A 20,341-nucleotide genomic window follows, 5' to 3' on the forward strand; every position below is an offset into this window, starting at 1 on the left:
CATCCACGGCACAGAAAATTTCCGTAATTTTGTAGTCGGTAATCATGAGTATATTCTTTTATTTAACCTTATAAGTAATTGAAAGTCACCTATAAAGGCACAAAGAATATCCCAGATTACCAACTTTTTAGATGAATTTCTTATCCCGAACTGGCGTCATAAGTGTATATAGTAATTGGTAATGATACCTTCTGATGAAGTTATATTGTAAACCAATCGAAAATAACGCTTATGTCTTAAATAATAACGAAGGCGATATATATATGCACGTTTATAATTAATAATGTACCAATTTCTGATGTAAATAAAACGTAAATCGAATTATTTTCGTATCTTGTGCAACCACAAAACTATAGAAGTATGTCAAACGATATATTACGAATAATAGAAGGTGGTCTGAATAATGACAAGCGTAAGATTATAAATTATGCAACCAGACTTGCCAAACAAGCAAGAACAGACGGCGATGAGGAGTTTGCAAAGTGTATTATGGAGCGCATTGAGAGTACCAATTCTCAGAGTGCTGCCACGGCTGACGCTATACGTATGATTCCGTTTGACATTGATAGTAAGATGCAGATGGTGCAGGTTGTGCCAGAAGACTCAACTCGTACTGAGATTATACTGTCGGATATGGTGGAGAAACAAGTGAATGATTTTATTAATATCATTTGTCATTCCGAAGAGTTAGAGTTGTCTGGTATCAATGTTATCAAAACATTGCTTCTGTATGGTGCCCCTGGATGTGGCAAAACTTCCATCGCGCATTACATTAGTGAAAAGACCAAGTTACCTCTCGTTGTGGCAAGACTTGATGGCCTCGTGTCATCGTTGTTGGGTAGTACAGCCAAGAACATAAGACGTATCTTTAACTATACCAGCAGTATGCCATGCATCCTGTTCCTTGATGAGTTTGATGCAATAGCCAAGGCTCGTGATGATAACCATGAACTTGGAGAGTTGAAAAGAGTGATCAATAGCTTGCTCCAGAACATTGATGAGTTGTCATCGTCAAGTGTACTAATTGCAGCAACAAATCACCCTGAACTCCTTGACAAAGCTGTATGGCGCAGGTTCTTGACAAAGGTTGAAGTGGGCATGCCTTCAGAGAGCAATAGACTAAAGATTATAGAATCTCAGTTGAAAGGTTTTGAAAGCAGTTTTGCCAGAGATTCTTCTAAAATGAAGGTACTGTCGGATTTGATGTCGAATATGTCTCCTTCAGATATTGCTACTCTATTCACAAAATTGAAAGTAAATAGTATTATACATGGTACGCGTAGCATAGAATTTGAATCAGTATTAGCATCAATATATGAGAATGGCGGTTCTGATGCATCTTTTGATGATTATGTACGCTTCTTAAATAAATATGGTGTGACACAGGTAACAATTTCCAAGATGTTGGAGATAAGTCTCAGACAAATAAGAAATATTTTATCAGAAAAATAACAGACTATGCCTAAAGAATTTCCTATACAGAGCGTTTCTTTTCGTGGGAAAAGAGATCAATTCCTTACAGAAGGCGGTGGTAGAAAAGTGTTGCCTAAGTGGGTTACAGACGATGTGGTGTCTGAAAATGCACGTCGCGTATCATCACAGTTGGATGACATGTCATCCTTCTTTGAGGATGAAAGGACTTTGCCATTGTTGACTGAGGTATCCATGCACAGCAAAGCAACAGCAAAATCTCATAGGCCTGCTGTTAGGAGTCTGTTTGATGATGGCAATCGGCACAATGTGTTGGGCATTTCTTCTGTAGGTAAACTTCTTGTGAAGATTGATTCCAAAGAAGATCTGGATATAATACAAAGACGCTTTACTACCAATAGACAAAATCTTACGGACAAAAGAAAGATTGGATTGGCAGCCGTAGAGAATCTGAAGAAGTATGAGCCTATTGTTGATACTGATATACGAGATGCAAAGGTTTTGAAACTTCAACTTGTGGATTATCAAAATAACGAGTTTAATCATCGGTCGCAAATGCTGCTAGAGGCAGTATGCGGTTAGTATGATGTGGCTCTATCTGTCTTGAATTATTCCAGCAATCTTAGACTCTTCGCATTAACGAATGTTTCGGAACAAGCTCTATCTGCAATTGTGACTATGGATTCAGTGCTTGCAGTTAGGAAAATGCCTACAATCGTATTTGAAGCATCACCAGAACCCGACAATACAGAGATTGAAATAATGAATCCAATGGAGGGTGTAAACTACCCTCTGGTTGGATTGTTAGACACTGGAGTTTCGGAGTTTTGTGAGCATCTGACTCCCTGGATGATAGAAACAGAAGTTAATGCAGCTGAGCTAATGGATGAAGAAATTGACCGACGTCATGGAACGGCCGTTGCCAGTGTATTGAATTATGGTGACTTTCTGGAGAGTCAGGATATGACCCAATGTGGTCCATGCAAAATACTCAGCTGCGTGGTGAATACATCACCAGACAGAGCAGAGATAATGGAGCACGAGTTGCTAATGAATATTCAACAAGCCATAGCCTTGCACCCAGAGGTCAAGATTTGGAATCTTTCTCAGGGGACAAGACTTGAAATCGATGATGAAGTTTATTCTGACTTTGAGGTGGCGCTTGACAGTTTACAGTCAACGAACAGGATTCTTATCTGTAAGTCGGCAGGGAACGTAATTGGTGATTCATACCGTATAACACACGGTGCAGACTCGCTATTGAGCCTTGTGGTAGGTTCTATAGCGCATAAGAAAATCACCGAGAGAGAGGCTGAGGTCAATGACCGGAGCCCGTTTTCAAGAATTGGTCCAGGTGTAGAGAATGCTGTGAAACCAGATCTCGTACACTATGGCGGTAATCAGGATACTCATTTGTCTCTCCTCTCGGAGTGGGGACGACAGTATTGTCTGGACAGCGGGACGAGTTTTTCCACACCTCGTGTGGCTGCTCTTGCTGCTAACCTCTATTCCCTGTTGGGTGAAGACGTAACTCCGTTGCTTGTTAAAGCCATAATGGTACATCATGCCAATTATCCTGCAAATATTAAGAAAACCTCTGGTGATCTGCGCAAGGAAATGGGATTTGGTTTGCCGGAGGTTATTGATAATATGTTGAACAATGACCGCGATGAGTGTACCATGGTATTCCGTCATACATTGGAGAAAGGACACGATATTGTCTCATTGGATTTCTCATATCCTCAAAGTATGGTGACGGACGGTTTTTATGATGGAGAGATAACAGTGACACTCGCTGTAAATCCAATCCTTGATGCCAGCCAAGGTAATGAATACTGTCAGAGTCAGATAGATGTACTTTTGGAAACATACGACCATGTGGTTCATGTACCACTTCAACCTCGTGGAGTAGTTCGTAATCCTGATAGAATGAGTAATGATGCTGCAAACGTTCTTAATCAAGGACATTATGCAGCAAAGTCGTTCAAAACAGAGTACGCAAAAGAACGCGTTCTCATTGAACAAGGGTTCAAGTATCAGCCGATCAAAAAGTATCATGTAGATCTTTCCAAAATGAAACCTGCTCAGAAAAAAAAGATACTGACTACTGGCAAGAAGTGGGCTCTAAAACTGAGAGGCTTATACAGAGAAGCCGCAGAACAATCTATGTTCAGAGATGGTGTAGTTTTATCGCAGGATGTTGTCGTGATAGTAACTATAAAAGATTCTGGCCGGCGAGGTGTGGCATATGGCGAATGTATACAACAACTTCAGGAACGAGGTTATGTACATAACGACTTGCGTGTACGCGAAAAACTATATGTTGATAATGAATAACAACGAATAACGAAAAGACATTTAACATTATGTCCAAATACATTAAAGTGCATATCAATAACGAGGTTATCTATCTGAACCCCGAGTTTATTGTTGGATTGGAACCATACAAGGACTGTGAGACCATCTTGCACCTTTCGTACCCTTACTACACAAACAACAATATCTTGATTGTTAATGAGGACATACACTCAATGTGCAGAATGCTTAATATAGAAGAGTAAAATGACAACAGCAGAAGCATTAGACAAGGTACAAGAATTCCGACAACTCCTTGATTTGCTTGACAAAGAAGAAGAGCGACCTGGAATAAGAAGTGAGATAAACCAACTTATGCCGCTTGTCCGTCGTATCATCGGAATGACGGGACAGGGTAAGACTGTCACGATTGGACCACCGCCTATGATTGGTGGTCTGGTAATGAAGAATATCAATCCTTTTGATATTCTCTTCACCCCTCCATACGGAATGTTCAACGATATTTTGTCATATTGTATTGATATCATTGACTCCACTATAGGTGTATTAAAGTCCGATGACAAATTCATTGAGAAGTTTGAGAAGGCTATAAATGAACACAAAAAGAGTCGGTCAAAAGTGAAATCTTCATACAGCAATCGGGTATTTGTAGTTCATGGCAGAGACAATGAGAAGAAAGAAGCCTGTGCTCGTGTACTTGAACACTTGGGCTTCGAGGCAATCATTCTTCATGAACAAGCAAATAGAGGTAAGACAATTATAGAAAAGTTTGAAGATTATTCAGACGTTGGCTTTGCTGTAATTCTAATGACACCCGATGATGTGGGTGGTCTCAAAGGTCAAGAGCAGAAAGACAGGGCACGTCAAAATGTGGTTTTCGAGTTAGGCTATTTCATCGGAAAGTTTGGCCGTAATCGCGTAATGGCTTTGGGGGATGGGGATATAGAGATTCCTACAGATATAAGTGGGGTAGTTTATACGGCTCTTGATCCACAATGTTTCTGGAAATTTGCATTAGCGAAAGAACTGAAAGAGGCCGGTTATGAGGTTGATATGAACAGTCTTTCTTAATCTTTCACCACCTATGCTCTACCACTACACTTCCATCCTAGCAATGACGAGTATCCTGAAGGAAGAGGCGATTATAGGGACGATGTGCTTCTGGGCAACGATCTATGACTGTTTTGTGGATAAGGAGTTGTATCGGTTGGGAGTGGAGACGATACGGAGGCTGTTGCCGGAGATTGAGAAGGAACTCCCCGCGGACAGGCGACTGGCACAGGGCTTCGACTAGAAGATGATTGAGGGAAACGTGAATCTATCGTGCCTCTCACGATTCGCCCTGACAACGAATAATTGATTCCGACATGATACATGGGTATAAGTGGAGGATATGCGTGGAGAGAAGCAGGGCGAAAAAATGTAGTCTTCGGAGGTTGCATTTTACCATAAGAATACACGGAAAACAAAAAGCCGCCACAACGGACGGCTCTACGAAAATTTTTTTGAGAAAATTCTTTTTCTCACAATATACACTTATCTTTGCAATAGGTTATTCGAGTTATGCAAAGCGTTGTATATCATTGTGGAAGATAGGATGCTAAGTCATTACGTACTGTATTTCATAACTCATGAGTCTATTGAGTGCCAATCATTTGAACCTAAATGATAGATTTCTGTACAAAAACTATCTTGTTAGGTAGTTTTTGCCATTTGTTCTTTACGGGAAATTTAAAGACACTTCCGTTTATGTGTTGAAACTCCAGTGTTCCATTTTCTTTTATTGACAATGTTGCTTTGAAATCTTCACTTCCATAATTGTTAATTACCTCTATTGTTGCTGTATTTCCTTTTTTTATTTGTGATGATGTTATTGCCCAAATATGGCTTGTTTGATTAGAACCAAAATATCCGTCAAGTTCTCCGAGTATCTCTTGATTGGGAATTAAAACGTTTTTTTCTTTTAAATTAATTACAAGGTATATTTTATGTTCTTCGTTAAAGAAACGACCTGTAAAATCGGTTGTTGTTGTGTTGTCGTTTTTAATTTCTTGTGCATTTATTGAAAATGACAGAATACTGAAAAATATTATTAAAAAGGTTGTCTTCATAAATTTGGCTGTTTGTTTTTGCAAAGTTAAATAACTTTGGTCAAGAAATCAAGTATTTTTCGTATTTTGTATATATCGAAATTTGGATTTTTTTTTTTTTATGTTATCTTTGCACTACGTTATATTTGATGAATGATGAATAATAGGTTAGTTTTTCCCGACTATGTTTTTGAATCGAGTTGGGAGGTTTGTAATAAGGTAGGAGGAATTTATACTGTACTTTCGACACGTGCAAAGACTATGCAGGACAAGATTAAGGATAAGATAATATTTATTGGTCCTGATTGCTGGAAGAATGAGTCCTGCCCTTTTTTCTTGGAAGAAAAAGATTTGTTTTGTGATTGGAATGAGCATGCTGTCAAAGAAGGACTTAATATAAAGATAGGTCGTTGGAATATTCCGGGAAATCCCATAGCAATACTTGTTGATTTTTCATGTTTCTATGATAAAAAGAATGAGTTATATACCTATTTTTGGGAGAAATTCAATGTGGATTCTCTTCATGCTTATGGCGATTATGATGAAGCATCAATGTTTTCTTATGCTGCAGGTTTGGTCGTTGAAAGTTTTTATAATTGGTATTTAAACAAGTCTTATAAAGTAATTTACCATGGAAATGAATGGATGACAGGTTTAGGTGTGCTGTATATAAATAAAGTATTGCCGGAAATAGGAACTGTATTTACTACCCATGCTACGAGTATAGGCAGGAGCATTGCAGGCAATGACAAACCTCTGTATGATTATCTTTTTGCATACAATGGTGATCAGATGGCTTTAGAATTAAATATGCAGAGCAAACATTCTATAGAAAAGCAAACTTCAAAGTTTGTGGATTGTTTTACTACTGTGAGTGAAATTACTGCAAACGAATGTCGTGAACTGCTTGACAAATCTACCGATGTCGTTCTTCCTAATGGATTTGATAATAGTTTTGTTCCCGAAGATAATGTTTTTGAAACAAAAAGAAAGGCTGCACGTAAACGTTTGCTTGAGATTGCAAATGCTTTGTTCGGAACAGAACTTGGTGATGATACAATGATTGTGTCAACGAGTGGCAGGTATGAATTCAGAAACAAGGGAATAGATGTATATATAGAAGCCGTGAACAGATTGCTTGATGATAACAATCTTGGAAAAAATGTACTTGCGTTGATAGAAGTTCCCGGATGGGTAGGCGAACCTCGTAAGGATTTGGCAGACAGATTGAGTTCCGGCATAAAATACGATACACCTCTTGAAATACCGGAGATAACCCATTGGCTTTATGACATGAACAATGATCGCGTTATGAGGATGTTGAAATCTCTTAATATCCAAAATAGGTTTAACGATAAGGTTAGACTGATGTTTATCCCTTGTTATCTTACAGGTAATGACGGTATATTGGATATAAACTATTATGACCTTGTTCTTGGTAATGATTTATGTATCTATCCATCTTATTATGAACCATGGGGATATACTCCAATGGAGTCTATTGCATTTAAGGTTCCGTGTATAACTACAGATTTGGCCGGGTTTGGTATGTGGGTAAATTCCGAGAAAGGAGCATATTGTGAAATTGAGGATGGAGTGAAAGTTATACATCGTACCGACTATAACTATTTTGAAGTTGCAGATGAAATTAAAAATACCATTGTCAAATTCTCAAACATGAAAGATTCTGCTATAGAAAAATGTCGTTCCAATGCCGAAAAATTATCCCAAAAGGCACTATGGACTAATTTCATAAAATATTATGAGAAAGCGTATGATATTGCACTTCGAAAAGCAGAATGTAGGAAATAAAGTAATAAGTAAAAATAAAAAACAGAATTAAAAACAACAGATTATGAAGATTAAAGCAGATTATTCCAATACTCCACGCTGGAAGGAAATTTCAGTAAAATCGAGACTTCCCGAAGAATTGAAATGCCTTGATGAAATGGCTCATAATTTATGGTGGGCATGGAATTATGAGGCACGCGAAATGTGGAGAAGTTTTGATGAAGAATTATATGAAGAGGTAAACCACAATCCCGTACTCTTGTTGGAACGTTTGAGTTATGACAGAAAAGAGGAGATTGTAAAAGACAAAAAGATAATGAAGAGTGTAGACAATGTTTACAAACTCTTCCGTAAATATATGGATGTCAAGCCGGATACCAATCGTGCATCGGTGGCATATTTCTGCATGGAATTTGGTTTGAGCCAAGTCTTGAAGATTTATTCCGGAGGTCTTGGAATGCTTGCCGGAGATTACCTCAAAGAGGCATCAGACTCTAATGTGGATATGTGTGCCATAGGATTCCTTTATCGTTTCGGATATTTTACACAAAGTTTAAGTTTTGATGGTCAGCAAATTGCTAATTACGAAGCACAGAATTTCAATTCTTTGCCGATAGAACGTCAACTTAATCCGGACGGAACTCCGATGGTCGTTGACGTACCTTACATGAACTACCATGTGTACGCATACGTATGGCGTGTAAATGTGGGCAGGGTTTCCCTTTATCTTCTTGATACGGATAATGAAATGAACTCGGAATTCGACAAACCAATTACTCATGCCCTTTATGGAGGTGATTGGGAAAACCGACTTAAACAAGAAATTCTGCTTGGTATCGGAGGTATGTTGGTATTGAGAAAACTTGGAATTAAGAAAGACATTTATCATTGTAACGAAGGACATGCCGCACTTTGCAACTTACAGCGTCTTGTAGATTATATCCAAAATGACAACCTTACTTTCAATCAGGCGTTGGAACTTGTGCGTGCGAGCGGTCTTTATACATGTCATACGCCGGTACCCGCAGGTCACGACTACTTTGACGAGAGTCTGTTCGGAAAATACATGGGCGGCTATCCTGATCTGCTTGGAATTTCGTGGGACGAGTTTATCGGTATGGGACGTACCAATCCGGATGACAAGAACGAGAAATTCTCCATGAGTACATTTGCCATAAATACATGTCAGGAAGTTAATGGCGTAAGTAAACTACACGGTTGGGTCAGTCGGAAAATGTTTGCTCCAATATGGAGAGGATATTTCCCGGAAGAGAACCATGTGGGATATGTTACAAATGGTGTTCATTTCCCATCATGGTGTGCGACAGAATGGCGGCAATTGTATTCGAAATATTTTGATAAAAAGCATATTAGCGACCAAAGTAACGAAGAGATATGGCATGCAATATACAATGTTCCCGATAATGAAATATGGGAAACACGCATGGCACTTAAGAAAAAACTCACAGACTATATAAGGACAAAATTCCGTGAGAATTGGCTTAAGAATCAAGGAGACCCGTCTCGTGTACTTTCTTTGCTTGACAAAATTACTCCCAATGCATTGATGATAGGTTTTTGCCGTCGTTTTGCAACATACAAGAGGGCACACCTGCTCTTTACCGACCTTGATCGCTTGTCTGCGATAGTTAATAATCCGGAACGTCCGGTGCAGTTCCTTTTCTCGGGAAAGGCTCATCCTGCGGATGGCGCGGGACAGGGGCTGATAAAGAAAATCTACGAAATAAGTCAGCGTCCGGAATTCCTTGGAAAGATTATTTTTCTCGAAGATTATGATTTCCGCCTTGCTCGTCGTCTTGTGTCGGGTGTTGACATTTGGATGAATACGCCAACACGTCCGCTTGAGGCTTCAGGCACATCCGGTGAGAAAGCAGAAATGAACGGTGTGGTAAACCTCTCTGTTCTTGACGGTTGGTGGCTTGAAGGTTATCGTGAAGGTGCAGGTTGGGCACTTACAGAGAAACGTACTTATCAAAATCAGACTTACCAAGATCAACTTGATGCGGCAACCATCTATGGATTGCTTGAAAATGAAATCGTGCCGCTATATTACAATAAGAATGACAAAGGATACAGTGAAGGCTGGATAAAGGTAATAAAGAACTCTATTGCTACAATTGCCCCGCATTACACAATGAAGCGTCAACTTGACGACTATTATGACAAATTCTATACAAAGGAAGCCGCTCGTTTCAAAGAACTGAGTGCCAATAATAATTATATGGCGAAAGAAATATCGCAGTGGAAAGAAACTGTGGCGGAACGTTGGGATGCAATTCGTGTGGTTTCTTCGGAAAACAACATACCGGAAGAAGGACCTTTAAGCGGAATGGAATATACGTTCAGAATTGTAATCGACGAACAAGGACTTGATGATGCCATAGGTCTTGAATACGTTTCTGTAAAGACGGATTCAAGTGGTGAAGACCATATCAATGTGATACATCCGTTTAGTGTGGTTAAAAAAGAAGGTAATCTTTACACTTTCGAGGCAACTTTCGAGTCTGACAATGCAGGAAGTTACAAAACCGCGATACGCATGTTCCCGAAAAATGAGAAACTGCCGCATCGTCAAGATTTCGCTTACGTAAGATGGCTTGAATATTAAATGTATTTTTGATTATTTGCTTGTCCGGCACACTTTTTATGGTAATAAAGAGTTGTTGCCGGACAAGTTGTTAATACAGATGAGTGATACGAGGCGCACTATTTGTTTATACCATATCCGAATAGGGCGAAGTCGCCTTTAAGAGGATCTTCCGGAAATATTTCGGTCAACTTTGCAGTTAATTTTCTTGCAGAAGTCATTGATGTTGATTTTGATGTCAAGAGCCCCATGGCAAACGCTTCCTGTACCACATGAGTGTCCATGGGTATTATCAGCGTTCGTTTATCTATGAATGTCCAAAGACCAAGATCTACAGGCGAACCGTCACGCACCATCCATCTTAGAAACATACACACACGCTTACATGAAGATTTCGTATCTTTTGGAACAATAACCTCTATATTGTTACTTGCAAAATACGATGTGATAAATCTTACGGCCGACAGTGCATCGGTTATGTTATTAATTTGCAAATAGTTTCCCAAAGAACCATACTTTATCATTAATTTTTGATAAGCTTTAAGAAAACGGTTCATCAAAGAAAAAGTATATAAACGATAATAACATTCTTTTGTATCGGGAATATCATGCTCGAAATAACCTCTTAAAACCCAATCATAAACATTCCCCTTAGAACGGTCGAGAATGTATTGTATTTTCGGAAAAAACTGTTTACGCGAACCATAACTCAGGCATGATGCAATGAATGCCAATGTCTCTTTGTTATTATCTCCGTCAACTTGATGCATGAACCAAGACGGATCGCCATCGAGAAAATCTGCGGTCTCGTATCTGCGGGCCAATTTTTCCATTAATTCCATATTTGTTGCATGACGTGAAACTTACTTAAATGATTGCAAAGATAATAATTATAGTTGAATATTTTTGTGTAATGAATATAAAATGTTAATTTTGCAATCGAAACAATATATGATAACCTTATGTCAGACAATATATTTAAAGGTCTTGGAATTGCACTTGTAACTCCTTTTACAAAAGACGGGCAAGTGGATTACAAGGCATTGGAGAGATTGGTTGAATTCCAAATTGCCAATGGTGCGGATTTCTTTTGTATCATGGCAACTACCGGAGAAATGCCTACTTTGACATCCGAAGAAAAAATGAGAATAAAAGAATTTGTTGTTGACACGGTACAAGGACGTTTACCAATAATTATTGGTTGTGGAGGAAACAACACAAAAAATGTAGTAGAACAGTTGGAGCATGGAAATTTCAAAGGGATTGACGGGATACTAAGTGTTTGTCCTTATTACAACAAACCAACACAAGAAGGATTGTGCCGGCATTTCAGTATGATAAGCGAAGCAACAGATTTGCCTATAATTCTTTACAATGTTCCGGGGCGTACGGGGGTAAATCTTAATCCGGAAACAACAATTAGAATTGCAAGCGACTGCCGGAATGTGGTGGCAATAAAAGAGGCCTGTGGAAATTTGGAGCAGGTAAAAGAAATAATAAAGAACAAACCATGCGGTTTTGATGTATTAAGTGGTGACGATGCCTTAACATATTCAATGGTTGAATGTGGTGCCGCCGGAGTAATAAGTGTGATTGGCAATTCGATGACAAAAGAATTCTCAAAAATGCTGCATCTTGAGATGGAAGGCAATTTTAAAGCCGCATTCGAGATACATAATCGTTTGATTGAACTTTACAATCTTCTTTTTGTTGATGGTAATCCTGCCGGTATAAAAGCAATGCTGTCGGAAATGGGTATGATTGAAAATGTACTTCGTTTACCGTTGATTCCCGTGCAAGATTCTACTTCCAAAAGAATATCAATATTAATGAAAGAGTTATCATCAAGTTTACATTGAAATTGAAAATATAACTTTTTAGGCGCAATAGACATTTGAGAGGTTTATGCCTGTTAAATGTCCGTTACTCATAATTTACATTAACGTATCGCGGCAAATATCAATGCAGTCGCAATTTCGGCGGTATTGGCATGCAATTTCGCCTAATTTGCTCTACAAAACCGCCGAAATTGTTTGCCATTATGCAACAAAACAAGAAAAAGAAAACGGGGAGTTGTGAAAAAGTAATGGTAAAACTGTCATTGAAAGATGATGACATACGCATCGGCGGCATATATTTTGCATCTTAGTATAATGCTGTTTTTTGACAAAAAAAACGTGACAAATAAAAGGAAAGAGGTTAATTCCCATAAAAGGAAACTAACCTCTTTTTCTTTGGGTCGGTTCTATAAATTGCCACCGTAAACATCAATTTTTTGTTTTGTGGACAATGTTATTTATAGAATCCATTTTCTATGCTGTCGAGATTTATTCTTCTTCCTCGGCTGCCCAGTTCATCTGTGTCTGTCTGACATAACTCTGATAGCGCAGTTTCGCCATGTGCTGTGCTTCCGCGAAGAGTTCTTCCGCTTCATCGGGGAATGCTTTCTTTACAGACAAATAGCGTACCTCGCCCATGAGGAAATCATTGAACAATTCCCATTTCGGAGCTTTCGAGTCGAGCGAGAATGGATTCTTGCCTTCTTCTGCAAGTGCCGGGTTGTAACGCCACAGATGCCAGTATCCGCATTCAACGGCCTTGGCTTCCTCTGCCTGACTCTTACCCATGCCGCCCTTAACTTTCAGTCCGTGGTTGATACATGGTGCATAGGCTATAATTAACGACGGACCGTGCCAAGCCTCTGCCTCGCGTATTGCTTTTAGGCATTGTGCCTGATCTGCTCCCATTGCTATTTGTGCGACATAAACGTAGCCGTATGTCGTAGCAATAAGTCCGAGGTCTTTCTTGCGTATGCGCTTTCCTTGTGCTGCGAACTGTGCTATTGCACCGAGCGGGGTTGCCTTGGAAGCCTGACCGCCGGTGTTGGAATACACCTCGGTGTCGAGTACAAGGATATTCACATCTTCGCCGGAAGCGATAACATGATCAAGACCACCGTAACCTATGTCGTAAGATGCACCGTCACCACCGATAATCCACTGGCTTCGTTTTATGAGATAATGATCCAATGCTTTCAGTTCTTTGCAGTATTCGCAACCTGCTTCTGCGCCACCGTTTATGTATGACTTGAGCAGTGGTGTAATACGCTTTGTCTCATCGGCATCCTCTGTTTTTTCAATCCATTCCTCTGCCAATGTCTTGAACTCCGCCGGACAGTTTTCGTGTGATGTGGCGTCTGTCAGCAATTTTGCCACACGCTCTTTCATTTTTTTGTTTCCGAGAACCATTCCCATTCCGAACTCGCAGAAATCTTCGAACAAAGAGTTGTTGAAAGCCGGTCCCTGACCGTTTTCGTTGGTTGTGTAAGGAGTTGAAGGTATGGATGCCGAGTATATGGAAGAACAGCCTGTTGCATTTGCAATCATCTGGCGGTCACCGAACAACTGGCTTATCAGTTTTACATACGGAGTTTCGCCACAACCGGCACAGGCACCCGAGAACTCGAACAGCGGTTTGGCAAACTGTGAGTTCTTGACATTCGTGCGTATATCAACGAGATGCTGTTTGCTCTTTACATCGTTTGCTACATAATTCCAATTCTTTGTCTCTTGTTTTATTTTATCAGAATCGGGATTGAATGGTACCATGGTAAGTGCCTTGCCAAGTTTCGGATTTCCCGGGCATACATCGGCGCAGTTTCCGCATCCCATGCAGTCGAGTACCGATACCTGTATGCGGAAGTGCATTCCCGCCATTGGCTTCGGCACTTTCATAGTTATTGTATCGTCGGCAGCGTCAAATTTTGCATTCTCTTCGTCGTCGAGTACGATTGGACGTATCGATGCGTGTGGACAAACGTATGCACACTGGTTGCACTGAATACAGTTATCTTTGTTCCATTCAGGCACAAATAATTCAACACCACGCTTTTCGTAAGCGGTTGTCCCCACTTTCCAAGTACCGTCAACAGTGTCGTGCTTTACAAAGTCGGACACTTTCAGCAAATCTCCTGCCTGTGCGTTGATTGGGCGAACGAGTTCCTTTACGAAATCCGGTGCATCGTCGTCTTTTACTTCATCATCGGGTAGGTCTGCCCATGCCGGATCAATATGGAGTTTCTTGTATTCTTCGCCTCTGTCAACGGCAGCATAGTTCTTTTCTATGACATCCTGTCCTTTATTTCCGTATGATTTGACGATTGCCACTTTCATCTTTTCCACGGCAAGTTCAACGGGGATTATGTTCGTTATTCTGAAGAATGCACTTTGCAGAATGGTGTTTGTACGCTTGCCGAGTCCTATCTCTTGTGCAATCTTGGTTGCGTTTATTGTATATACGGTTATGTTGTTCTGTGCAAAGTAACGCTTAATCTTGTTCGGCATGAAATGAACGAGTTCTTCGCCGTCAAATATCGTGTTCAGCAGGAACGTGCCGTTTTTCTGTAGTCCGCGCGTAACATCGTACATGTGCAGATATGCCTGTACATGGCATGCCACGAAATTAGGTGTTGTAACAAGATATGTGGAACGTATGGGATTGTCGCCGAAACGAAGGTGTGAGCAGGTGAAACCTCCGGATTTCTTCGAGTCGTATGAGAAATACGCCTGACAATACTTGTCAGTGTTGTTTCCGATAATCTTTACCGAGTTTTTGTTGGCTCCGACCGTTCCATCGGCTCCGAGTCCGTAGAACTTTGCCTGATACATTCCCGTGCCTCCGAGTGCTATTTCTTCCAATTTTGGCAGTGAAGTGAACGTAATGTCATCCACTATACCGAGCGTGAAATGGTTCTTCGGCTCGGGCAATGCCAAGTTGTTGAATACGGATATTATCTGTGCAGGAGTGGTATCGTAAGAGCCGAGACCGTATCTTCCCCCTACGATTAACGGACGGTTATCAACATCGTAGAACGCATCTTTGACATCGAGGTAAAGAGGTTCGCCGTTTGCTCCGGGTTCTTTGGTACGGTCGAGTACGGCAATGCGTTTCACTGTGTTAGGAACAGCGGCAAGCAGGTGCTTTACGGAGAACGGACGATAGAGGTGTACACTTATCATTCCGACTTTTTCTCCGTTCTCGTTTAGGTGGTCTATTGCCTCGCGTGCTGCCTCTGTTGCCGATCCCATTAGTATAATCATGCGGTCGGCATCTTCTGCTCCGTAATATGAGAATAGATGATATTCTCGTCCCGTTATCTTCGAAATCTTGCCGAGGTAATCTTCTACCACTTCGGGAACGTTGTTGTAATATGGGTTCGAAGCCTCTCGGTGTGCGAAGAACGTTTCCGGATTTTCTGCCATACCGCGTGTCACGGGTCGTTCCGGTGTGAGTGCGCGTTTGCGGAAATCTTCTATGTCTTCAAGGTCAACAAGCGGTCTTATGTCTTCCATGTCGAGCAGTTCCACCTTTTGATACTCGTGAGAAGTGCGGAATCCATCAAAGAAATTGATGAATGGCACTTTCGTTTTCAATGTCGCAAGGTGTGCAACGGCTGTCATGTCCATAACTTCCTGTACCGACCCTTCGCACAACATGGCAAATCCTGTTTGTCGGCAAGCCATTACGTCTTGATGGTCTCCGAATATACATAGTGAGTGAGAAGCGAGTGTACGTGCTGAAACGTCGAATACGCATGGCAGCAACTCGCCGGCAATTTTGTACATATTTGGAATCATGAGGAGCAAGCCTTGCGACGCGGTAAACGTAGTGGTTAAAGCACCGGCCTGCAATGAACCGTGTACTGCACCTGCCGCTCCTGCCTCTGATTGCATTTCTTGTATGCTGACGTTTTGTCCGAAAAGGTTTTTTCTGCCTTTTGCCGACCATTCGTCAACATGTTCTGCCATTGGAGATGAAGGTGTGATAGGATAGATGGCGGCAACCTCTGAGAACATGTAACTAACATGGGCTGCAGCCTCATTGCCATCACAAGTGATAAACTTTTTTTCTTTTACCATAAAAAAATAAAATAAATAATATATTAATGTATTTGTATATTTTTAATATAGGAATCCCAACAACCACAATGGAATCTGGTTGTCGAATCCTATTTCTGTGTTATATCTTGCATATATCGTATCTTGACTAAAACGCATATTGCTGCTTTTCGTGGCATCGCATATACGGAAACGCTGTTTCTCGTCTATTATGTAATGACCATTTTTCTTTCCATCGTTCACTATATGGTCTTTACGGAGCGAGTTTACGAAGAAAGTTTCCATAACATCTTGTTTCTGTACCTTGATAGGGAATATGGCATACATCAAGTTAGAGTTGTTTACCATAACCTTTGATGGTTTCTTGGGGAATGCTTGCCCGACGGGATAAATCATGTCTAACAAACGTGCGTCGGCAAGATACTTGATATAATTCATTACCGTTGCCCGACTTGTCCTTATTTCATCGGCGAGTAAACTGATGTTTGGAGCTTTCGAACCTGCCACTGCAAGTTGATAGAACAATTTCTTGATTTTTGTAAGATACTTTAAATCGATTTGCTTTATCAGTAGTATGTCCACCTCAGTCATCATGTTCATCGTCTTGAGCAGGTTCTCCGAATAGTTTCTGTGCTCAAGGAAGAATGGGTAATATCCATGATGTATGTAGTCTTGAAAATACTTTACCGGAGAAACTTTCGGCAAAATCTGCCTTACTATCCGCTCATGGTCTTGCAGTATTTCATCGAGGGTATATGGCTGAATATTGTTGCCCGTTTGTAAGTTTATGAACTCTCTGAACGAGAAGCCGCGCAGGTCATAACTTTTTACGATACCGTTTAGTTCGGGGTTTTCTTCTTTTAACCGCATAACGCTCGAACCGGTAAACACTATTTTCAGTCCGGGGTTTTCATCGTGACATCTCCGCAATTGTTTGCTCCAGTCAGTTTCCTTGAATACTTGGTCGATTAGCAATACTTTTCCGCCGTTCTCGTAGAACTCGTGTGCGAAATCTGCGATGCCGTGACCTTGGAAAAAGAAGTTGTTCATGTTTACATACAAACACTTGCGGTCGTAAGTTCCGAAGTATTCTTTTGCATATTGCAGAAGGAAAGTTGTTTTCCCGACACCGCGCGTCCCTTTGATGCCAATCATTCTGTCGTCCCAGTTTATTTCGTCCATTAATCTACGGCGAACCGGGGCATTCACATGTTCCACTAAATAACTGTGTGTGCGAAAGAATGCTTCCATCTTAATTATTAATTCTCAATAGTTTGTTTTGACCTGCAAAATTAATAATAAAATATTAAATTGCAAAGTGTAGTTGGCAAAATGTGATGTTTTTTTATTAATTTTGCACTCAAATTAGTAAAAAGAAACATAAAGGATGGATTTACACATATTTAATCCTGAACACGACATGGCACTTGCATGCAATAGGAAACGTTTCACGCCTCCGCATGTCGCGCAGGAACTCCGTATGAATCTGGGATGGATACCGTCGTTGTGGGCAGCAGATGGTGACGCAGTTCTTGTCGATGACGTTGATTTCGCATTTAAGGCAGCATCCGGTTTCAAGGGGAAAAAGTCGAAAGTGCATTTCGTTTGTTGTGCCGACATTGGTGGCATGATGATAGATGCGGTAAGCCCATGGGGATGGGACAGTGCGGTAAAGACACGTTTGATAGATGCCGGTGTGCCATCGGATATAATGCCTTCTGACAATATAATGGAGCAAATACGGTTACTCTCTTGTCGTATTCAGACACGACCTGTACTTTCAGTGTTGCGTGAAGGTCTTGAAAAAGTTACTTGTGGCGAAGCATTCCAAGTTGACAACATTTCGAAGTTGGATAAAATCTTGTCAGACAGAGGTAAAATTGTAGTGAAAGCACCATGGAGCAGTAGCGGCAGAGGAATCCGTTATATTGATGGAAGGTTTACACGTTCTGTTTCCGGGTTCATAAAAAACGTTATATATGAGCAGGGCAGTGTTATGGTTGAACCTTATTATAATAAGGTGAAAGATTTCGGAATGGAGTTCGAGTCTCTTGATGACGGAAGTGTGGTATATAGAGGACTGTCACTTTTCAGAACGCGTAACGGAGCCTATGCAGGCAACCTTTTGGCAAGCGAGGACGAAAAGATGGAGATGTTGACACGTTACATTCCGTTCGAAATACTTAATGAAGTAAGGTCGAGAATATGTATGTATTTTTCCGGTTTGTTGAATGGTAACTATCGTGGACCATTTGGCGTTGACATGATGGTGGTTGCTGCCGGTGGAGTGGGCGATGGTTTTCTGCTTCATCCGTGCGTTGAGATAAATCTTAGGTGTACAATGGGGCATGTGGCATTGTCACTTACCCCCGCTTTATCTGTCGCACACAGTCTGATGCACATAGACCATGAAGTAAATTACCGTCTGCGCATCTCCCCGCTTGAGAATCCTTTTGTGAAAGTTATATGAGATAGTTTTTCAATTCCTGAAAAATTATACCGGTTTGACTTGCCAAAACTGTCTGTGCTTTATACGAATACTATTGAAATATTGCAGGAAACTATTCTGTAATCCAGTTGGAAATTATTTTTCTTCCATCAGGTGTCAGTACACTTTCGGGGTGAAATTGTATTCCCCTTACATCATACTTGCGATGTCGTAATGCCATAATATGACCTTCGTCGCTTTCCGCGGTTATTTCAAGGCATTGTGGGAAATTTTCCTTTGAGACGACCCATGAGTGATAACGTCCCATTGCGATATGCCTGTCGCAACCGTTGAATATCGGGTCGTTTCCGAATTGTGTACCAATGGTTGCAATACCGTGGAAAACATTTGGCAGATTCTCAAGTCTTGCTCCGAAAGCCTCACCAATGGCCTGATGCCCGAGACATATACCGAAAATAGATTTCCTATCGGTGTATGTCGTGATAATATCATTAAGCATTCTCGTATCTGATGGCACACCCGGTCCGGGCGAAATCATTATCTTGTCAAAATGTTCTAAGTCTCCGATGTTGAAATTGTCGTTATGCAATACGGTTACATGAGCGTCAAGTTCTTTTATGATATGGGATAGATTATATGTGAAACTATCGTAATTATCTATTATAACAATTCTCATTTAATTCTTTATTTTCCCGATAAAGTTTCCAAGTTTTTCCACATCTTTTATACCGGTTTCCTTTTCAAAACATTCGTTCACATCTATCCCCGCGAACATGTTATTATTGAAATTCTTTATGATTTCGGCATCTTCAATGTTGAATTCACAACTAAGTAAGAATGGTATATTGCCTTCGTATTCTTTCAAGATGTCGAGATAATGAATTAAACGGTCGGTCTCCTTGTTTTCGTATTTCATGTCGAACAGCAACAAGTCTGCATAACCTTCATATTCCCGACATTTTTCCAAATCCTTTTTCTCCCGCACCTCAATCCTTTTTATTACTTTCAATCCTTTGTGAATGTCAGGATCCACACTCCTCTTGAGGTTGTCAATCATTATACTGCTCTCGTTACCGTTAAGTTGAACATAGTCGAGATAATGGTTGTATATCCGGGAAACAATGGTCTGCGGCATTTCATCGATAAATACTCCTGCTCTTTTTACAATCTTGTTATGAACCAATTTCATTTCCCCCTTCGTCTTTAATTCTTTTAGGCGTTCTTCGCTATAGTCGGGAATGATGCCCGCACCGGCGGAAATCATCTTTACATATCTTGAACTTGTGGGGTAGAATGCAAAACCAATCATGTCCACGTCTAAATCGGTAACTGCGCGAATGTTTTCTTTCTCGCACATACCACAAACTTTAACCAACATATTATTCATATACATTTGCTTGTATGCAAAGTTACATATACTTATCAACACTTCAAACTTTTTATGCAGATATTTTTTTGTTTTTTGTTTACGTCACACTTGGCAAAAAAACTTTTTCTTTGCTTTTTACACTATGTGTGAAATATTTTCATGCTCTTGTGTAATAAAACCCAATATCGTTTCGTTATTAAAAATAAACGATAAAAAGTAAATCAAAAAAACAATCAATTTAATTAAACAGATTTAGTGCCTATGAAGTTTTTTACTACTGAAGAGATGAAGCCGTCAGAACAAACGCTCAATCTTATTCGTCAGATAGCATATGCCTATCGTGTGTTCAACAACAACGGTAAATCTCAGTTCTATTGTCTGAATTAAGGA

General features: G+C 40.3%; 16 protein-coding genes. 10 read left to right on the top strand and 6 right to left on the bottom strand.

All coding sequences use genetic code 11. The features are described 5' to 3' along the window. Nucleotides 1–360 precede the first annotated feature (360 nt). The 5 genes from EII32_RS05410 (at nucleotide 361) to EII32_RS05425 (ending at nucleotide 4,818) form a co-directional block, all read left to right on the top strand. Complete coding sequence (locus tag EII32_RS05410) at nucleotides 361–1,452, top strand: AAA family ATPase (protein ID WP_125234427.1); 1,092 nt, start codon at nucleotides 361–363, stop codon at nucleotides 1,450–1,452. A 6-nt stretch (nucleotides 1,453–1,458) separates the two neighbouring features. Next, the gene (locus EII32_RS12485) at nucleotides 1,459–2,013 is read left to right on the top strand and encodes a hypothetical protein (RefSeq protein WP_233582310.1); all 555 of its coding nucleotides are present in this window, start codon (nucleotides 1,459–1,461) and stop codon (nucleotides 2,011–2,013) included. A gap of 96 nt (nucleotides 2,014–2,109) precedes the next feature. Then, nucleotides 2,110–3,768, top strand: a complete 1,659-nt coding sequence (locus EII32_RS05415; protein ID WP_233582311.1) for a S8 family peptidase — start codon at nucleotides 2,110–2,112, stop codon at nucleotides 3,766–3,768. A gap of 29 nt (nucleotides 3,769–3,797) precedes the next feature. Further along, nucleotides 3,798–3,992 (top strand): hypothetical protein, encoded by a 195-nt coding sequence (locus EII32_RS05420; protein WP_021665437.1) that lies wholly within the window; start codon nucleotides 3,798–3,800, stop codon nucleotides 3,990–3,992. Nucleotide 3,993: 1 nt separating this feature from the next. Continuing rightward, entirely contained in the window at nucleotides 3,994–4,818 is an 825-nt protein-coding gene (locus tag EII32_RS05425; protein WP_125234428.1) for a TIR domain-containing protein, read from the top strand. A gap of 590 nt (nucleotides 4,819–5,408) precedes the next feature. On the opposite strand, the gene EII32_RS05430 is transcribed toward EII32_RS05425, so the two are convergent. After that, nucleotides 5,409–5,858, bottom strand: coding sequence for a hypothetical protein (locus EII32_RS05430; RefSeq protein WP_125234429.1), 450 nt, complete (start codon nucleotides 5,856–5,858; stop codon nucleotides 5,409–5,411). 135 nt (nucleotides 5,859–5,993) lie between these two features. Here EII32_RS05430 and EII32_RS05435 point away from each other — a divergent pair, with 135 nt between their 5' ends. Together EII32_RS05435 and glgP are read left to right on the top strand one after the other, a co-directional pair. Beyond that, nucleotides 5,994–7,649, top strand: a complete 1,656-nt coding sequence (locus tag EII32_RS05435; protein ID WP_410524567.1) for a glycosyltransferase — start codon at nucleotides 5,994–5,996, stop codon at nucleotides 7,647–7,649. A 43-nt stretch (nucleotides 7,650–7,692) separates the two neighbouring features. Then, entirely contained in the window at nucleotides 7,693–10,257 is a 2,565-nt protein-coding gene (glgP, locus tag EII32_RS05440) for an alpha-glucan family phosphorylase (RefSeq protein WP_125234431.1), read from the top strand. 98 nt (nucleotides 10,258–10,355) lie between these two features. On the opposite strand, the gene EII32_RS05445 is transcribed toward glgP, so the two are convergent. Beyond that, the gene (locus EII32_RS05445; RefSeq protein ID WP_233582312.1) at nucleotides 10,356–11,069 is read right to left on the bottom strand and encodes a TIGR02757 family protein; all 714 of its coding nucleotides are present in this window, start codon (nucleotides 11,067–11,069) and stop codon (nucleotides 10,356–10,358) included. Nucleotides 11,070–11,198: 129 nt separating this feature from the next. Here EII32_RS05445 and dapA point away from each other — a divergent pair, with 129 nt between their 5' ends. Further along, complete coding sequence (gene dapA, locus EII32_RS05450) at nucleotides 11,199–12,095, top strand: 4-hydroxy-tetrahydrodipicolinate synthase (RefSeq protein WP_125234433.1); 897 nt, start codon at nucleotides 11,199–11,201, stop codon at nucleotides 12,093–12,095. A 468-nt stretch (nucleotides 12,096–12,563) separates the two neighbouring features. Here the strand turns inward: dapA and nifJ are convergent, their stop codons facing one another. Next, nucleotides 12,564–16,154 carry a pyruvate:ferredoxin (flavodoxin) oxidoreductase gene (nifJ, locus tag EII32_RS05455; protein WP_125234434.1) on the bottom strand — a complete coding sequence of 1,197 codons (3,591 nt, stop codon included), beginning with the start codon at nucleotides 16,152–16,154 and terminating at the stop codon, nucleotides 12,564–12,566. Between the two features lie 42 nt (nucleotides 16,155–16,196). Then, a complete protein-coding gene (locus EII32_RS05460) occupies nucleotides 16,197–17,384 on the bottom strand; it encodes an ATP-binding protein (RefSeq protein ID WP_125234435.1) in 1,188 nt (395 codons plus the stop codon). Nucleotides 17,385–17,520: 136 nt separating this feature from the next. Between EII32_RS05460 and EII32_RS05465 the strand changes: the two genes are divergently transcribed. After that, nucleotides 17,521–18,603, top strand: coding sequence for a hypothetical protein (locus tag EII32_RS05465; RefSeq protein ID WP_125234436.1), 1,083 nt, complete (start codon nucleotides 17,521–17,523; stop codon nucleotides 18,601–18,603). Between the two features lie 91 nt (nucleotides 18,604–18,694). On the opposite strand, the gene EII32_RS12370 is transcribed toward EII32_RS05465, so the two are convergent. After that, complete coding sequence (locus tag EII32_RS12370) at nucleotides 18,695–19,258, bottom strand: anthranilate synthase component II (RefSeq protein ID WP_199741398.1); 564 nt, start codon at nucleotides 19,256–19,258, stop codon at nucleotides 18,695–18,697. Further along, nucleotides 19,259–19,969: a phosphoribosylanthranilate isomerase gene (locus tag EII32_RS12375; RefSeq protein WP_199741399.1), complete on the bottom strand. Its 711-nt coding sequence runs from the start codon at nucleotides 19,967–19,969 to the stop codon at nucleotides 19,259–19,261. A 243-nt stretch (nucleotides 19,970–20,212) separates the two neighbouring features. Between EII32_RS12375 and EII32_RS12700 the strand changes: the two genes are divergently transcribed. After that, on the top strand, nucleotides 20,213–20,338 hold the full coding sequence (locus tag EII32_RS12700; RefSeq protein ID WP_255416448.1) for a hypothetical protein: 126 nt from the start codon (nucleotides 20,213–20,215) through the stop codon (nucleotides 20,336–20,338). Nucleotides 20,339–20,341: the final 3 nt, after the last annotated feature.

Origin of the sequence: Prevotella sp. OH937_COT-195, assembly GCF_003932845.1 — a bacterium.
Taxonomy (GTDB): Bacteria; Bacteroidota; Bacteroidia; order Bacteroidales; family Bacteroidaceae; genus Prevotella.

Coding starts and splice junctions, on each gene's coding strand:
- EII32_RS05445 (WP_233582312.1), bottom strand. CDS start 11,069: ATGGAAAAATTGGCCCGCAGATACGAGACCGCAGATTTTCTCGATGGC.
- EII32_RS05420 (WP_021665437.1), top strand. CDS start 3,798: ATGTCCAAATACATTAAAGTGCATATCAATAACGAGGTTATCTATCTG.
- EII32_RS05460 (WP_125234435.1), bottom strand. CDS start 17,384: ATGGAAGCATTCTTTCGCACACACAGTTATTTAGTGGAACATGTGAAT.
- dapA (WP_125234433.1), top strand. CDS start 11,199: ATGTCAGACAATATATTTAAAGGTCTTGGAATTGCACTTGTAACTCCT.
- EII32_RS12370 (WP_199741398.1), bottom strand. CDS start 19,258: ATGAGAATTGTTATAATAGATAATTACGATAGTTTCACATATAATCTA.
- EII32_RS05435 (WP_410524567.1), top strand. CDS start 5,994: ATGAATAATAGGTTAGTTTTTCCCGACTATGTTTTTGAATCGAGTTGG.
- EII32_RS12485 (WP_233582310.1), top strand. CDS start 1,459: ATGCCTAAAGAATTTCCTATACAGAGCGTTTCTTTTCGTGGGAAAAGA.
- EII32_RS05430 (WP_125234429.1), bottom strand. CDS start 5,858: ATGAAGACAACCTTTTTAATAATATTTTTCAGTATTCTGTCATTTTCA.
- EII32_RS12375 (WP_199741399.1), bottom strand. CDS start 19,969: ATGAATAATATGTTGGTTAAAGTTTGTGGTATGTGCGAGAAAGAAAAC.
- EII32_RS05425 (WP_125234428.1), top strand. CDS start 3,994: ATGACAACAGCAGAAGCATTAGACAAGGTACAAGAATTCCGACAACTC.
- EII32_RS05465 (WP_125234436.1), top strand. CDS start 17,521: ATGGATTTACACATATTTAATCCTGAACACGACATGGCACTTGCATGC.
- glgP (WP_125234431.1), top strand. CDS start 7,693: ATGAAGATTAAAGCAGATTATTCCAATACTCCACGCTGGAAGGAAATT.
- EII32_RS05410 (WP_125234427.1), top strand. CDS start 361: ATGTCAAACGATATATTACGAATAATAGAAGGTGGTCTGAATAATGAC.
- EII32_RS05415 (WP_233582311.1), top strand. CDS start 2,110: ATGGATTCAGTGCTTGCAGTTAGGAAAATGCCTACAATCGTATTTGAA.
- EII32_RS12700 (WP_255416448.1), top strand. CDS start 20,213: ATGAAGTTTTTTACTACTGAAGAGATGAAGCCGTCAGAACAAACGCTC.
- nifJ (WP_125234434.1), bottom strand. CDS start 16,154: ATGGTAAAAGAAAAAAAGTTTATCACTTGTGATGGCAATGAGGCTGCA.